This is a genomic window from Streptomyces sp. NPDC057702 (assembly GCF_042799315.1).
Lineage (GTDB): Bacteria > Actinomycetota > Actinomycetes > Streptomycetales > Streptomycetaceae > Streptomyces.
Window position 1 is genome coordinate 1 of record NZ_JBHVJC010000057.1, and the last position, 13,842, is coordinate 13,842.

Annotated in this window: 15 protein-coding genes; 10 read left to right on the forward strand and 5 right to left on the reverse strand. The window is 75.6% G+C overall.

Features of this window, described 5'->3' with window-relative positions; translation table 11 throughout:
* Positions 1-118: 118 nt before the first annotated feature.
* The gene (locus tag ACFVFR_RS30040; protein WP_383707443.1) at positions 119-607 is read right to left on the reverse strand and encodes an RrF2 family transcriptional regulator; all 489 of its coding nucleotides are present in this window, start codon (positions 605-607) and stop codon (positions 119-121) included.
* Between the two features lie 305 nt (positions 608-912).
* Positions 913-1,662, reverse strand: coding sequence for a helix-turn-helix domain-containing protein (locus tag ACFVFR_RS30045; RefSeq protein ID WP_383707445.1), 750 nt, complete (start codon positions 1,660-1,662; stop codon positions 913-915).
* A gap of 53 nt (positions 1,663-1,715) precedes the next feature.
* Here ACFVFR_RS30045 and ACFVFR_RS30050 point away from each other — a divergent pair, with 53 nt between their 5' ends.
* Complete coding sequence (locus tag ACFVFR_RS30050) at positions 1,716-2,915, forward strand: MFS transporter (protein ID WP_383707447.1); 1,200 nt, start codon at positions 1,716-1,718, stop codon at positions 2,913-2,915.
* A gap of 372 nt (positions 2,916-3,287) precedes the next feature.
* Positions 3,288-3,971 (forward strand): snapalysin, encoded by a 684-nt coding sequence (snpA, locus tag ACFVFR_RS30055; protein ID WP_383707449.1) that lies wholly within the window; start codon positions 3,288-3,290, stop codon positions 3,969-3,971.
* 117 nt (positions 3,972-4,088) lie between these two features.
* Here snpA and ACFVFR_RS30060 read toward each other — a convergent pair whose 3' ends face one another.
* Together ACFVFR_RS30060 and ACFVFR_RS30065 are read right to left on the reverse strand one after the other, a co-directional pair.
* On the reverse strand, positions 4,089-4,391 hold the full coding sequence (locus ACFVFR_RS30060) for a hypothetical protein (protein ID WP_383707451.1): 303 nt from the start codon (positions 4,389-4,391) through the stop codon (positions 4,089-4,091).
* Positions 4,313-4,807, reverse strand: a complete 495-nt coding sequence (locus ACFVFR_RS30065; protein WP_383707505.1) for a hypothetical protein — start codon at positions 4,805-4,807, stop codon at positions 4,313-4,315. Before ACFVFR_RS30065 ends, ACFVFR_RS30060 begins: the two co-directional genes overlap by 79 nt.
* Between ACFVFR_RS30065 and ACFVFR_RS30070 the strand changes: the two genes are divergently transcribed.
* From ACFVFR_RS30070 to ACFVFR_RS30090, 5 genes are all read left to right on the forward strand, one after another.
* On the forward strand, positions 4,800-6,239 hold the full coding sequence (locus ACFVFR_RS30070; RefSeq protein WP_383707497.1) for an MFS transporter: 1,440 nt from the start codon (positions 4,800-4,802) through the stop codon (positions 6,237-6,239). The two genes, ACFVFR_RS30065 and ACFVFR_RS30070, sit on opposite strands and share 8 nt — an antisense overlap.
* 140 nt (positions 6,240-6,379) lie before the next feature.
* Positions 6,380-7,336 carry an SGNH/GDSL hydrolase family protein gene (locus ACFVFR_RS30075; protein WP_383707453.1) on the forward strand — a complete coding sequence of 319 codons (957 nt, stop codon included), beginning with the start codon at positions 6,380-6,382 and terminating at the stop codon, positions 7,334-7,336.
* A gap of 181 nt (positions 7,337-7,517) precedes the next feature.
* Positions 7,518-8,669, forward strand: coding sequence for an isoaspartyl peptidase/L-asparaginase family protein (locus ACFVFR_RS30080; protein ID WP_383707455.1), 1,152 nt, complete (start codon positions 7,518-7,520; stop codon positions 8,667-8,669).
* Between the two features lie 452 nt (positions 8,670-9,121).
* Positions 9,122-9,880 (forward strand): GNAT family N-acetyltransferase, encoded by a 759-nt coding sequence (locus ACFVFR_RS30085; protein ID WP_383707457.1) that lies wholly within the window; start codon positions 9,122-9,124, stop codon positions 9,878-9,880.
* Positions 9,877-10,950 carry a lysophospholipid acyltransferase family protein gene (locus ACFVFR_RS30090; protein WP_383707459.1) on the forward strand — a complete coding sequence of 358 codons (1,074 nt, stop codon included), beginning with the start codon at positions 9,877-9,879 and terminating at the stop codon, positions 10,948-10,950. Before ACFVFR_RS30085 ends, ACFVFR_RS30090 begins: the two co-directional genes overlap by 4 nt.
* Before the next feature lie 60 nt (positions 10,951-11,010).
* Here ACFVFR_RS30090 and ACFVFR_RS30095 read toward each other — a convergent pair whose 3' ends face one another.
* Complete coding sequence (locus tag ACFVFR_RS30095; protein WP_383707461.1) at positions 11,011-11,589, reverse strand: TetR/AcrR family transcriptional regulator; 579 nt, start codon at positions 11,587-11,589, stop codon at positions 11,011-11,013.
* A gap of 322 nt (positions 11,590-11,911) precedes the next feature.
* Here ACFVFR_RS30095 and ACFVFR_RS30100 point away from each other — a divergent pair, with 322 nt between their 5' ends.
* From ACFVFR_RS30100 to ACFVFR_RS30110, 3 genes are all read left to right on the forward strand, one after another.
* A complete protein-coding gene (locus ACFVFR_RS30100) occupies positions 11,912-12,766 on the forward strand; it encodes an alpha/beta fold hydrolase (protein WP_383707463.1) in 855 nt (284 codons plus the stop codon).
* Between the two features lie 69 nt (positions 12,767-12,835).
* Complete coding sequence (locus ACFVFR_RS30105; RefSeq protein WP_383707465.1) at positions 12,836-13,075, forward strand: DUF2277 domain-containing protein; 240 nt, start codon at positions 12,836-12,838, stop codon at positions 13,073-13,075.
* Between the two features lie 111 nt (positions 13,076-13,186).
* Complete coding sequence (locus ACFVFR_RS30110; RefSeq protein ID WP_383707467.1) at positions 13,187-13,786, forward strand: TetR/AcrR family transcriptional regulator; 600 nt, start codon at positions 13,187-13,189, stop codon at positions 13,784-13,786.
* The last annotated feature ends 56 nt before the right edge of the window (positions 13,787-13,842 follow it).

The following is a 13,842-nucleotide window of genomic DNA, read 5'->3' on the forward strand; positions in this document are numbered from 1 at the left end:
ATCGCGGGGGGGGGGCTCCCTATGGGGCGCGGGGGGGGGGGCGGCTCACCCACGCGGCCCCCCGCCCCCCCACTCTTTTCGGTAGGGCCCCGCCACCTGGGTGGGCGGGGCCGTCCGCTCAGGTGGCGGTGGCGGTGAGCCGGGCGTAGAAGCGGCGGATCCGGTCGGCCGACGCGGCGGGTGTGGCCGCCATGAGGTCGGCGATCGACTGCGCCGCGAGCTCGCGCCGCCAGGCCAGCTCGGCCCGGCGCATGGCGGTGGCGATGCCGCAGGGCCGGGCGAACTCCCGTGGGTCGGCGTCCGCGCCGGCCCCGTGCTGGCGGATCTCGGTGCACCGGAAGGGATCGTCGGGCCCCTCGATGGCCACCACCACGTCCATCAGCGTGATCCGCTCGGGCGCCCGCGCCAGGCGGAACCCGCCCCGCACACCGGGGGACGAGCTGAGCACGCCGCCCCGTACCAGCGCCTGGAGCCGCTTGTTCAGATAGGGCTGCGGTAGGTCGAACACCGCCGCCAACCTGGCTGTGGGCACCGGTTCGGCGTCCCCCAGCCAGGCCAGCGTCAGACAGCAGTGCAGCCCCCACTCCACGCCCTTGGCCAGTTGCATAATCGAGATATTACACATCCAGTTTCGACGTCGAGGCCCGCGAGCCCGGCTGGCGAACAACCATGCCGACCTCGCCGCCGTGGCCCGCCAGATCGGCCCCTCCCGTCCCGCCCCTTCCCGCGCTCTCAGCGCCGCCCTTCGGCATCCGCCCGACCGGGCGCCGCGACCGCGCGCCCGCCCACGCCACCCGCTGAACGCCGCAGAGCCAGCGGCGGCGGAGAGGCGCCACGTTCCCGGTGGCCGCCGTGCGCCGCACCGGTCGGATGCCCGGGCCCCGCTTCGAGGTCGAGTCGATGACCGGCCGTTCAGCCCCGGGACGGTCGGCGCGCGCCGGGGGTGTGTCCCAGCTTGCGGCGGAAGACATCGATGAAGGCGCTCGCGGTCGCCCAGCCGCAGCGGTGCGCCACCGCCGTCACCGGGACCCCGTCCGCCAGCAGCAACAGCGCCCGGTGCAGGCGCAGTTGGGTGCGCCACTGCGGGAACGTCATGCCCATCTCGGCGCGGAACAGCCGGGCCAGCGTGCGCTCGCTCGCCCCCACCGCCGCCCCCAGCGCGGCGAGCGTACGGCTGTCGGCGGGGTCGTCGGTGAGCAGCGCGCACACCGAGGCCAGCCGGGTGTCGCGCGCCGTCGGCAGGTGGATGGGGCGCTGCGGGGAGTGGCGGAGCTGGTCGAGCAGGACCCGCAGCAGGCGCCGGCGTTCGGGGCTCGGGTCGGTCGGGTCGCGCGTGTACTCCAGGATCAGCTCGCGCAGCAGCGGCCCGACGGCGATGACCGCGGGCCGGTCCAGGCCCAGCGGGTTCACCGTGGCCGGCAGCCCCACCGTGTGCAGGTCGGTCTCGCCCCAGGCCCGGGGCTCGTGCACGGTGCCGGCCGGTATCCACAGCGCGCTGGTGGCCGGCGCGACCCAACTGCCGGCGCCGGTCGTCACGGACAGCACGCCGCGTCCGGCGTAGACGATCTGGTGGTCGTCGTGGTGGTGCGGGCCGACACCGAATCCGGGGGGAAGGCGGCGGGTGGCGGTACGGGCGCGCGGGGTGTGGCGGATCTCCGACATTGATTGGCATTTTATCGGAAGCAGGCCATGGCCGGCCCGCCGATGATCGATGCATGACACGTCTCCAGCGCACCGGCCGACGCCCGTCCGCCATCGGCCTGCTCGCCCTGGCGCACGCGTGCAACGACGTCTACCAGGGCGCCGTGCTCGCCCTGGTGCCCTTCTGGGTGGCCGACCGTGGCTACAGCTACGTGGCGGCCTCGGGCATCGTGCTCGCCGCCACACTCCTGTCCTCCGTGGTCCAACCGGCCTTCGGGGCCCTGACCGACCGCCGGCCCATGCCGTGGCTGATCCCCGGCGGTATCGCTGCGGCCGGCATCGGCATCGGCGTGTCCGGGCTCACCGACGTGTACGCGCTGACCTGGATCGCGGTCGCGCTCTCCGGCCTCGGAGTGGCCGCCTACCACCCCGAGGGCGCCCGCATGGCACGCGCGGTGACCGGCGGCAGCCACGTCGGCATGAGCTGGTTCTCCCTCGGCGGCAACATCGGCTGGGCCCTCGCGCCCGTCTTCGTCACTCCCGTACTGGCCCTGGGTGGACTGTCGGCCACGCCGCTGCTGGTCATCCCCTCGGTCGTCGGCGTCACGCTGGTGCTGTGGGCACGCGGCCGGGCCGGCTGGTCCGAGGCCGGCCCGGGCGGGGCCACGACGCGGGCGGGCGAGGACGACTGGCCGCTGTTCCTGCGACTCTCGGCCATCGTCGTCTGCCGCTCCATCGGCTACGTCGGGCTCAGCGCCTTCATCTCCCTGTACGTGCGCCACCACCTGGACGCCGGCGACACCGCCGGCGCCGCGGCCCTGTTCCTCCTCTTCGGCGGCGGCGCGGCCGGCACGCTGCTCGGCGGCCGACTCGCCGCCCGCTGGGGCCGGGTGCGGACGCTGCGCCTCGCCTACGCCGTGGGCGTTCCCTCCGTGGCGGGCATCCCCTTCGCGCCCGGGCCGCTGGTCTACGTCTTCATCGCGGCGACGTCCGTGGCGCTGTACGTGCCCTTCTCGCTGCACGTCACCCTGGGGCAGGACTACCTGCCCCGACGGATCGGCACGGCCAGCGGCGTCACCCTCGGGCTCGCCGTGAGCGTCGGCGGCGTCGCCAGCCCGCTGGTCGGCGCGCTGGCCGAGGCCACCTCGCTGCGCTGGGCGCTGGCCTCGCTGGTGACGATGCCGCTGGCCTGCTGGGCGCTGTCACACACGCTGACCGAGCCACGGACCATGGAGAGCCGGGCGGCCGAGGCCACCGAGCGCGTCACGGAGTGAGCGGCCGGGCGCCGCGACCGGCACGCGACCACCCCTCCAGCCAGCGACGACCGACACGCGCGGGCCGCCCGGCACTACGCGCCGGGCGGCCGGCGCCCGGGAGAGGCGCCCGGCTGTGCGGGTCCGCGCGCGGAGCCGGCGTCCGGTGATCGGTGAACTCCCCGCCGCGAACGCGGAGTTGTCGGCCCATGCCGATACTTGTCCGGGTGTGCCGCCTATGCGGTCCATTACCTCGCGCTATCGGCAAGTGACATGCTCCACGCCGGCCGAAAACTCACCGAGACTCAGCACCACAACTGAGCTGTATCCGGAGCGCCCTCACCGCTATCCGAGCGGTTGGCGGCGCTTCGGGTCGGAAATGGAGTACCCCCCATGCGACGCTCCAAGATATTTCTGACGGCCTCGCTCGGCCTCGGCCTGGCCACCGCGGTCGCCACCCTGCCTGCCACCGCGTCCGCCGCTCCGACAAAGGCGTCGGAGACCCAGACCAGCAGCGCCGCGAGCATCGCGGCCTACGAGCGCTCGGGCGAGAACCAGGCCGCGACCAAGGCGTTCTTCGAGGCCGTCATCAAGTCGGCCAAGGCCAAGCAGGCCAAGACCGGCGCCGCCGCCGTCACGGTGACGTACAGCGCCAGACGAGCCCCGACCTTCGCGTCCCAGATCGCCCGTAGCACCCAGATCTGGAACAGCGCGGTGCGCAACGTCCAGTTGCGCGAGGGTTCGGGCAGCTTCGACTTCGAGTACCGCGAGGGCAACGACTCGCGTGGCTCGTACGCCAGCACCAACGGCCACGGTCGCGGCTACATCTTCCTGGACTACCGGCAGAACCAGCAGTACGACTCGACCCGGGTCACCGCTCACGAGACCGGTCACGTGCTGGGCCTGCCCGACCGCTACTCGGGTCCGTGCAGCGAGCTGATGTCCGGTGGCGGCCCCGGCCCGTCCTGCACCAACCCGAACCCGAACGCGCAGGAGTCGGCCCGCGTCAACCAGCTCTGGGCCAACGGTCTGACGGGCATCGCCTTCGACAAGGGCGCGTACAAGGCGGCGCGCTGAACCGCTAGCACCGTGAACGCCGCGCGCGGCTGATCCGCCCGGCGCGGGGCGGTCCGGCTCCTGGCCCGGAGCCCGGACCGCCCCGCGCCCTCGGCCGGGCCTGTCCGAGGGCGGGCCTCAGCCGTGCTTCGGATAGCGCGGCAGGCGCGGCGCGTTGGCGACCACGAGCAGTGTGGAGCCCTCGTGGACGAGCACGGCGGGGCCGGTGCCGAGCCCGAGCGCCGTGGCGGGCACCAGCACCGCGACGCGGCCCAGACTCCGCCGCAGGTTCTGCCGGACCACCGCGCCGGTGCGCCGACTCAGCCCGGTGGTCAGCGGCGACCTGCCCGGATCATCGGGCATCAGGGCGACGTCGGCGCTCTCCAGCGCCACCGCGCAACTGGCCGCTCCCCGGGCCGCGCCCACCGTCGCGAAGGCCATCGCCGGAGCGTCGTGGACGCCGTCGCCGACCACGGCCGTACGGTGCCCTCCGCGCGCAGCCGCTCGACGCCCGCCACCTCGCCGGCGGGCGACAGCCCGCCCCACGCGGCGTCGAGCCCCACCTGGCCGGCCACCGTGTCGGCCCGCCGGACGTCGCCGGAGATCAGCACCGCGCGCCGGACGTCCAGCCCGCGCGGTCGCGCCACGATCGCCGCCGCCTCCGGGCGCGGGGTGTCCATGACGCCGATGACGCCCAGAGAGCGCCCGCCGTGCCGCACCACCATCGTCGTGCGCCCCGCGCGCTCCCACCGCTCGGCCCGCTCGCGCGGCGCGGCGGGCAGCGGCGGCCCGGTCAACGTGGTCGGCGCCGCCCGCTCCGGGACGGCCGTGGCGAACGTCGGGCTGCCGATGGCCACCGGCACGCCGTGGACGCGGGCCAGGACGCCGCCCGGCGACCGCGTTGAGCACGGCGTGCCGGCGCCGCGATGGCCGGGGCGCGGGGGCTGGCCGCGACGCGCCCGGCCGGGCCCACCTGCCGATCGCCGCCGCCCCCCACGGCCGCCACCAGCATGGGGAAGTCGACCTCGAACCGACCGCTCCCAAGGGTGGCGACCGCCCCCCGTACGGTGGGGAGCCCGCCGAGGGCGGAGGCGGGGTCCGGCACGCCCCTCGTGCTCGGCTCGGCCACGCTCGCCGGCTGCGCCCTGCTCGCCTTCGGGCTCCGCCGGTCCCGCGCCCGGGAGCCGGTGGTCGACCTGGGCTGTACCGCGACCGACGGTTCGCCGGCGAGGTCTGGCCATCGCTCTGCTGTCCGTGGCCACCGGTAGCGCGCTCTTCATCCTGAGCCAGTACCTCCCGTCGGTCCGTGGGTTCAGCGCGTCGCGCACAGGGCTGGCGGTGACACCACTGGCGGTGGGCGTGGTCATGCGGGCCGCCTTCGGGGGCCGGGCGCCGGGCCGGGTCGGATATCGCGCGACCATCGTCGGCGGGTCCGCGGTGACGGCCCGCGGCTTCGCGGTGCTGCTCGCGCTCGCTCCCGGCAGCGGTTACGTCCTGGTGGCCCTGGGGCTGCTGCTGTGCGGGGCCGGTACGGGCTTCGCCAGCCCGGCGGGGACCAGCACCGTCCCCAGCGCCGTGCCGCCCCACCGGGCGGGCATGGGCTCCGTGCTCAACAACACCCACCGGCAGCTGGGCATCGCCGTGGGCGCGGCGGTCCTGGGCGGCACGCTGGCGGCCGTGTGCCGGGGCCCGCTGCCCGGCGGTGTCCCCGAACCCGCGCGAGGTTCGCTGGGGGCGACCGCGACCCTGCGGTACGCCTCCGGGCGCTCCGGCGAGGCCGGCGCCGCCCGGGACGCCTTCACGCAGGCGCGGCCGGTGACCGTGGCCACCGGCCCCGGCTGCGCCGTCGCGAGCGCGCTCACGGCACTGGTCACCCTGCGCGCCTTCCCCCGCCGGACGGGCCCACGGACCAGCGCGGCGGGGCGCACGGTGCTGACGGGGCGAGCTGAGGCGCGCCCCCGGTCGGGACGTTCCGTCACCGCTTGGTCCCGAATTCGCCGTGAGACCCGCACAGTTGAGGCCGCGACGGGATGTTGCTTCCCCGTGAAAGCGGGCAGGCGTGGGAGCGGGTACGCCGGGCGCGGCCCAGGCCGCCCGCGCGCATCCGCACCCCGTGGCACCGCTCGGGCCGGGGCGCCGTGCGTCGCGGCCACCCCCGCACCGCACCACGGCCCCGTACCGCGCTCCGACTCGCACCGCGTCCCGTCCCGCACCGCGTCCCCGCCGCCCGGATCACCGCACCGCCCCAGAGGCGCCGGTGTTCCGTACCGGTCACGTCAACTCGGGTGAGGTTCACCATGGTTCTCCGGCACGCACGGCACGCACGGCACGCACGGCACGCACGGCACGCACGGCACGACCGCTCAGGACGTTCAGCCCACCCGACGGGTCGGGCCCGCCCCGGCCGCCCCCGACGCGGACGCCGCGCGGTGGGCGACGGCACCGTGGGCCGGCCCGGTGCCCGGCGGCGCGCGGCGCTGGCCCTGGCCGGCGCGCTCACCGCCGCCTGCGCCCTCGCACCCGCCGCCGCGTCGGCCACGCCCCGGGGGCCGGCCGACACCGGCGAGCGCGGCGCGCCCTACGGCCGCTACGTCGCGCTCGGCGACTCCTACGTATCGGGACCGCTGATCCCCCTCATGCGGCCCGACCCGCCCGGCTGCTTCCGGTCCACCGCCAACTACCCCGCCCTGCTGGCCCGCGACCTGCGCGTCCCCGCGTTCACCGACATGAGCTGCGCCGGCGCCGACACCACCCACATGACCCGGCCGCAGTCCGTACCGCTGGGCACCCACCAGCCCCAACTCGACCCACTGACCCGGCAGACCGACCTGGTCACCCTCAGCATCGGCGGCAACGACTTCGGCATCTTCGGGGAGCTCACGGAGACCTGCCCCGACCTCCGGCCGCAGGACCCAGCCGGCAACCCGTGCCAGCGGCACTACACCGTGGACGGCGTGGACACCCTCGTCGACCACGCGCGCCAGGTCTCCCCGCGCGTGTCGACCATTCTGCGCACCATCCACGAGCGCGCGCCACGCGCCCGGGTGGTGCTGGTCGGCTACCCGCGCATCGCGCCGCCCACCGGCGCCTGTCCCGCGATCCTGCCCTTCGCCGACGGCGACCTGCGCTGGCTCGACACCGTGGAGAGCGCGCTGAACACCGCGATGGCGGACGCCGCCGCGCGGGACGGCGCGACCCGCTACATCGACACGTACGCCACCTCGCTCGGCCACGACGCCTGCGCGCCCGGCGACCAGGCGTGGATCCAGGGCAAGGACACCAACCCGCTGGCCGCCGCCTCCTACCACCCGCGCCGTGCCGCCATGGTGGGCGTCGCGGCCCAGGTGCGGCGCGTCCTGGAAGCCGACGCGCCCGCCCACCGCTGACCCCCGGGGGCCCGGCGCGCGGGTCGGGCCCCCGTGCCGGGACTCTGGCGCGGGCGCCGGCCGGGGGAGGAGCGTGCCGGTCGTGGGCAGAGCTGAGGGGACCCGCCGTGGCGCGCCCGCGCGTCGGCCCCGTGTTGAACGCCGGGGCGTGGCCCACGGCTTCGCGACGAGAGGACAGGCCATGCCACCGCGTACCGCACGACGCCCGCGAACCCCCGCACGGGCCCGACTGGTGACCGTGTGCGCCGCGACCATCGCACTCACCGCCTCGCTCACCAGCGCGGCACCCGGCTCGGCGGGATCGTCGCCCCGGCCGCCTCGGCACCTGGTCGCCGAGGACGGCGGCCCCGGCCGGCCCGACGCGCGCGACGTCGTGCTGGCGGTGCACGGCGGCGCGGGCACCGCGCTCGACCCCGACCACACCACCCCCGCACAGGAACGGGCCTACCGCACCGGCCTCACCGACGCGCTCCGGGCCGGGCAGCGCGTCCTGCGCGGCGGCGGCGACAGCGTGGCGGCCGTCGAGGCCGCCGTGCGCGTACTGGAGGACAACGAACTGTTCAACGCCGGCAAGGGCGCGGTGTTCACCGCGGACGCCGGACACGAGTTGGACGCCTCCGTCATGCGCGGCTCCGACCAGGCGGCGGGCGCCGTCGCCGGCGTACGGAGCGTACGCAACCCGGTCTCGGCCGCCCGGCTGGTCATGGAACGGACCCGGCACGTCCTGCTCGTGGGCGAGGGCGCCGACGACTTCGCCGCCCGAGGCGGCCTGCCGACCGTGACGCAGGACTACTACTGGACGCAACGGCGCTGGGACCAGCTCATGGCCGCCAAGCGGGAGGAGCGCGCCGCGCGCGGCGACACCGGCGCGCGGGCGAACACCGCCCAGGAGGACCACACCAAGGGCACCGTCGGCGCCGTGGCCCGGGACGACCGGCACCATCTGGCCGCCGCCACCTCCACCGGCGGCACGACCAACAAGATGCCGGGCCGGGTCGGCGACTCGCCGCTGATCGGGGCCGGCACGTACGCCAAGGACGGCACCGTCGCGGCCAGCGCGACCGGACACGGCGAGGTGTTCATCCGGGGCGCGGCCACCGCCACCATCGCCCACCTCATGGAGTACGGCGGCCTGGGCGTGGCCGAGGCCGCGCACCGGGTGCTGGTCACACAACTGCCCCAACTCGGCGGTGACGGCGGCGTCATCGCGCTGGACAGCAAGGGAACATTCGACGCCCCGCACAGCAGCCCCGGGATGCTCTACGGTTACCTCACCCGCGACGGAAAGATCATTACCAAGATATTCCCCAGCGAATCGCCGGCCAATGAATAGGAGTCCGCTGACGTGGGCAGCGGTGACATTTACGTGGCAATCGGGAGTTCGGCCGCGAACGACTTCATGATCGACGCGAGCCGCCCACCCACCCCGCTCCGACCACCGCGTTCCCGCGAATCCCGGCAGGGCCGACACGGCGGCCGGTAGGCGACGGAATTCCGGCGTGCGCCGGGCTCGGGCCGCATCCCGTAGGCGACGGGGTGCGGCCTCCCGCGTTCCGTCTTCGTCATCACCTGGCAGCACGCGAATAACCGCAAGGACACTGCGACTTTCGTGTACGTCGGAATACTTGCGACAGCCAGCGAGGTTCCTGCCCGAGGCCGAAACACGGTTCACCGGCGAGCGGGGCATTCTACCGACGCACGAAAGAACGATACATAGCCGGGCAGCAAACGATTGCCGACCGATACCGACGACGCTGCTGAATTCCCCCTGAACGGAGACCAGGAATGCCTACGCTCTCGACGTCCACCGTAACGGCGGCCACCGACTCCTACATCACCGCCATCGCGGACACGCGGCAGCAGATAGAGGCCGCCCAGCGGCTGCGGTACCAGGTCTTCGGCGAGGAGAAGGGCGCCAAGCTCCCGTCGCGGACCGCCGGGCTCGACGTCGACGAGTTCGACGCGCTGATGGACCACCTCATCGTCATCGACAAGGTCAGTGGCGAGATCGTCGGCACCTATCGGCTGCTGCCCCCGGGGCGGACCGAACGGCTCTTCTCGGAGGGTGAGTTCGACCTGCGCGGTCTCCCGCTGGACGTGCGCTCCTCGCTGGTCGAGGCCGGCCGCGCCTGCGTCCACCCCGACCACCGCTCCGGCGCGGTGATCAACCTGATGTGGGCCGGCCTGGCCCGCTACGTCCTGCTCTCGGGACACCGCTACCTGGCCGGCTGCGCCTCCGTCTCGCTGGCCGACGGCGGCGCGGCGGCCAGCAACGCCTGGCTGCTCGGCACCGCGCGCCACACCGCGCCGCCCGAGCTGCGCGTGCAGCCGCGCGACCCGTGGACGCCGCCGACCACTCTGGACGCCAAGCCCAGCTACGCCGACCTGCCGCCGCTGCTGCGCGGCTACCTCCGGGTGGGCGCGTGGATGTGCGGTGCCCCGCACCACGAGCGCGACTTCGACGACGCCGACTTCTTCGTCGTCCTGGACACCCAGCAGATGAACGACCGCTACCGCCGCTACTTCCTCGGCGACGCCCAGTGAACCCCTGGGCTCCCACCTCGCCCTGCGACCAGCGTTGCGTCGCCCACGTCGGCGACCGGGTCGCCCTCGCCCGCGCCGCGCGCCGCTCGATGGCCTTCGCCCGCCGCGTGCTCGGCGCCGTGGCGGCGGGCGAGGCCCTGGCCGAACCGGCGACCGTACGCGCGTGCGCGCGGGGCATCCTGACGGCGCTCGGCGTCCATGTGGAACACCTCGGCGGGCCGCTGAGCGCCCCGACCGGGCCCGCCGGCCCGAGCTCCGCGCCGCAGCCCGGGGCGACGGCGTACCCGGCGGCCCCGGGCGGTCCGGGCACGCTCGTCGTGGCCAACCACATCTCCTGGCTGGACGTCATCGCCCTGCTCGCCGTGGAGCCGGTGACCATGCTCGCCAAGCGCGAGGTGGGGGAGTGGCCGATGGTCGGGGCCCTGACCCAGCGCGCCGGGACCCGCTTCATCGACCGGGACAGCGTGCGCGGCCTGCCCGACACGGTGGCGGAGATCGCCGAACTGCTGCGCGGCGGTCGCTCGGTCATGGTCTTCCCGCAGGGCGCCACCTGGTGCGCCGGGACGACCGGCGACTTCCGGCGCGCCACCTTCCAGGCGGCGCTCGACGCGGGCGCACCGGTCCGCCCGGTGACCCTGAGCTACTTCCAGCACCACGCCCTGAGCACGGTCGCCGCCTTCGTCGGTGACGACGACTTCGGCAGCTCGCTCCGTCGGATCATGAGCGCCGACGGGGTGAGCGCGCGCGTCCAGGTGCACGAGGCGATCCCGGCCGGCACGGCCCGCGACCGTCGGGAACTGGCCGCGCTGGCCCGCGAGGCCGTCCGCGACGCGGGCCCGACCACCGCTGATCGGGCGCGGGCCGACGCGGATGCCACGGGCGTACGGGGCGCGGCCTGCGGGCGCGACGTGCCGCACGTCGTCGAGTCGGCGCGCGGCGTCGAGATCGGGTGCGGCGCGGAGGCGGCGGCCGGTGCGGCGCGCACCCCGCTGTCCGTCATCCGGCGCCCGCGCACCCCGCTCGCGCAGCGGGAGGCGTCCTCCGCGCGCGCCGGCCGACAGCGCCGCTGAGCGCGCCGCACGTCGGGCGGGGCCGGTCCACCGGGGGCCAGGGCTCCGCCCGACGCGGCGTCAGGGGCGGGTCCAGGAGTCGGCGAGCGCGACCAGGTCGTCCAGGGCCGGCTGGACGCGCGCCCGGTCGCCGGTGGCGAGGAAGTCGATCTGGAGCCCGGCGTACGCGGCGTTGAGCAGCGTGGCGCGCCGCTCGGCGAGGTCCGCCGGCACGCCGTGCGCCCGTAGCGCCTCGGCGACGAACAGCGCCCGCTGCCGCAGCATCGCCGCGACGTGGGAGCCCGGCAGTCGGCCGCCGGCCGCCAGCCCCTCGATCTCGTGCAGCAGCCGGATGACCGACAGGTGGTCGGCCGAGAGATGCCAGTCCCAGGAGGCCCGTACGACCGCGCCCAGGCCGCCCTCCTCCGCCCAGCCGGGGAAGGCGCGCAGCCGGTCGCGCTGGCGCTGGTCGAGCCGCCGCAGCACGGCGTCGACCAGCTCCTCCTTGTCCCGGAAGTGGTGCGTGAGGACCCGGGTGCTGTGCCCGAGCGCCTGCGCCAGTGGGCGCAGGGACAGCCCGGCCAGGCCGTGTTCGGCCAGGTACTCGATGATCGCGTCCAGCAGTTCGGTGCGCCGCTGTGGGTCGCGCGGCCTGGCCATGCGCGGTACTCCTCGGGGTGGCTCGGTCGACCGGGCGACAGGCCCGCCCCGTCCCCGCGCGACGGGTGGGTCCTCGCTGACCGTGGGCGTTCGGCGGCTGTCGAGCCGCCGGGTCGTCGGGGTGCCGGAGGTGTCAGGCGTGTCGGGGTCACCCTAGGCGGACCGGTCCGCGTCGGTGGGCGCGGTGGTGTCGCACGGACGTTGCGAGTTAGGGAAACGAGCGTTACGTTAACGGCTCGGCATCGCTCCTCGCGTCCACCCACCGGCACACGGGCCCGCGTCGGCCCGTCCCACCGGCACCACCCGTACAAAGGAGTGCGTCATGCTCACCGAGCGGTCCGTGCACGTCCGAGGGCGCCCGTTGCGCTACGTCGACCCCGGCGGCCCCGGGCGCCCCGTTCTCGCGCTGCACGGCCACTTCGGTCGGGCCCGCGCCTACGCGGCCCTGACCGCCGCGCTCGCCCCGCGCCACCGGGTCATCGCGCTGGAGCAGCGCGGCCACGGCCGCAGCGCCGACGCGCGGGCCGACGCGGGCGACTTCACGCGCGAGGCCTACATCGCCGACGCGGCGGCGTTCCTGGTCGCCCTCGACCTGGGTCCGGTGCCGGTCCTGGGGCACTCGGTGGGCGGCGTCACCGCGTTCCAGCTCGCCGCGCGGCGGCCGGAGCTGGTCAGCGCGCTGGTCGTAGAGGAGGGCGGCGCGGACAACCGGCGGCCCCGCGTCCCGCACCCCGTGCTCGACGTCCGCGCCTGGCCGCGCCGCGCTCCCACCCTGGCCGCCCTGCGCCGACAGGTGACGGAGCGGGGCATCCCCGACGCGGGCTACTTCCTGGAGAGCGCCGTCGAGTACCCGGACGGCTGGGGTTTCCTCTTCGACCTCGACGCCATGATGGCCTCGCAGCGGGCGGCGGTCGGCGACTGGTGGCCGGACTGGCTCGGCTCCCGGTGCCCCGCGCTGCTCGTGCACGGCGCCCGCAGTGTGGTCCTGCCGACCGACCTGGCCCGCGAAATGGCCGAGCGGCGCCCGCACACCACGCTGCGCACCTTCCCCGAAGGCGGGCACTGGGTGCACGACGACGACCCGGCCGGCTTCGCCGAGGCCGTCGCCGCCTTCCTCGACGCGCTGCCCGCGCCGGTCCCGTCCCACCCGGCCCCGCCCCCCACCGCACGCGCCTGACCTGGCCTCTCGCGGGGTGGGGCGGGCGGCCTGAGGGGCGATGTCACACCCCCGGCCTACGCTGAACACATGTGCCGAAGCATCAAGACGCTCCGCCCCCCGGCGACGCCCGAGGTGAGCGAAGAAGACATCCACGCGGCAGCCCTGCAGTACGTGCGCAAGGTGTCCGGCTTCCGGGCCCCGGCCGCGCACAACCGGGAGGCGTTCGACGCGGCCGTGGTCGCGGTGACGGACGCCACCCGGCAGCTGCTCGGCAGCCTGGAGATACGGGGCGGCGGGGCCCGCCGGGCGGACGCCACCCCGCGCTGAGCGCGTCGCGCGCACCGCGCGCGGGGGCGGCCCTGCCATGCGCCGCAACGGCCGGTGACGAGCCGCTCGCCCCTCGTGTCGTCGGCGCGGGCTCTTCCCTAAGCTGGGAGCATGCCGCCGGACTCCACGGCCACCAAGGCCCGCCTGCTCGCAGCCGCCCTGGGCGAGTTCGCCCAGCACGGGGTGGCGGGCGCGCGGGTGGACCGGATCGCCCTGTCGGCGCGGGCCAACAAACGTCTGCTGTACGTCTACTTCGGCAACAAGCGAGAGCTGTTCGACATCGTGGTCGCCGCCACGCTCGACCGGCTCGCCAGCGAGGTGCCCTATGTCGCCGGCGACCTGCCCGGCTACGCGGGCGCGCTCTTCGACCACCTGACGGCGCGCCCGGCGGTGCTGCGGCTCGTCACCTGGGCGTTCCTGGAGCGACCCGAGCCGCTCGCCGCCCGGGTCGCCGCCTGCCATCCGGTGGCCGAGGATCGCAGCACGGCCCCGGGGCACCGAGCGGGCGCCGGCACCCTGGAGCCGCTGGACGTGCTGGCGCTGACTGTCGGCCTGGCCAGCGCGTGTTCCCTGCCGACCGCGCCGCCGCGCCCGCCCGCCACCTCCTCGGCCTGGTGCGGCGCCGCCCGTGGCGCCGTGGACGCCACCGCGCTGCGGGCCCGCCGGCGCGCCGCGCTGACCCGGGCGGTGAGCGCGGCGGCCGGCCCCTGAGCGCGACGCCGTACGGGCGGGACGCCCGTAACGGTGGGGACATCCCTCACGGGAGG

Bases quoted from the DNA above. Each gene is read 5' to 3' on its own strand.
- ACFVFR_RS30050 (WP_383707447.1), top strand. From the start codon at position 1,716: ATGACACGTCTCCAGCGCACCGGCCGACGCCCGTCCGCCATCGGCCTG.
- ACFVFR_RS30040 (WP_383707443.1), bottom strand. From the start codon at position 607: ATGCAACTGGCCAAGGGCGTGGAGTGGGGGCTGCACTGCTGTCTGACG.
- ACFVFR_RS30095 (WP_383707461.1), bottom strand. From the start codon at position 11,589: ATGGCCAGGCCGCGCGACCCACAGCGGCGCACCGAACTGCTGGACGCG.
- ACFVFR_RS30110 (WP_383707467.1), top strand. From the start codon at position 13,187: ATGCCGCCGGACTCCACGGCCACCAAGGCCCGCCTGCTCGCAGCCGCC.
- snpA (WP_383707449.1), top strand. From the start codon at position 3,288: ATGCGACGCTCCAAGATATTTCTGACGGCCTCGCTCGGCCTCGGCCTG.
- ACFVFR_RS30085 (WP_383707457.1), top strand. From the start codon at position 9,122: ATGCCTACGCTCTCGACGTCCACCGTAACGGCGGCCACCGACTCCTAC.
- ACFVFR_RS30045 (WP_383707445.1), bottom strand. From the start codon at position 1,662: ATGTCGGAGATCCGCCACACCCCGCGCGCCCGTACCGCCACCCGCCGC.
- ACFVFR_RS30105 (WP_383707465.1), top strand. From the start codon at position 12,836: ATGTGCCGAAGCATCAAGACGCTCCGCCCCCCGGCGACGCCCGAGGTG.
- ACFVFR_RS30060 (WP_383707451.1), bottom strand. From the start codon at position 4,391: ATGGCCTTCGCGACGGTGGGCGCGGCCCGGGGAGCGGCCAGTTGCGCG.
- ACFVFR_RS30070 (WP_383707497.1), top strand. From the start codon at position 4,800: ATGGCCACCGGCACGCCGTGGACGCGGGCCAGGACGCCGCCCGGCGAC.
- ACFVFR_RS30100 (WP_383707463.1), top strand. From the start codon at position 11,912: ATGCTCACCGAGCGGTCCGTGCACGTCCGAGGGCGCCCGTTGCGCTAC.
- ACFVFR_RS30080 (WP_383707455.1), top strand. From the start codon at position 7,518: ATGCCACCGCGTACCGCACGACGCCCGCGAACCCCCGCACGGGCCCGA.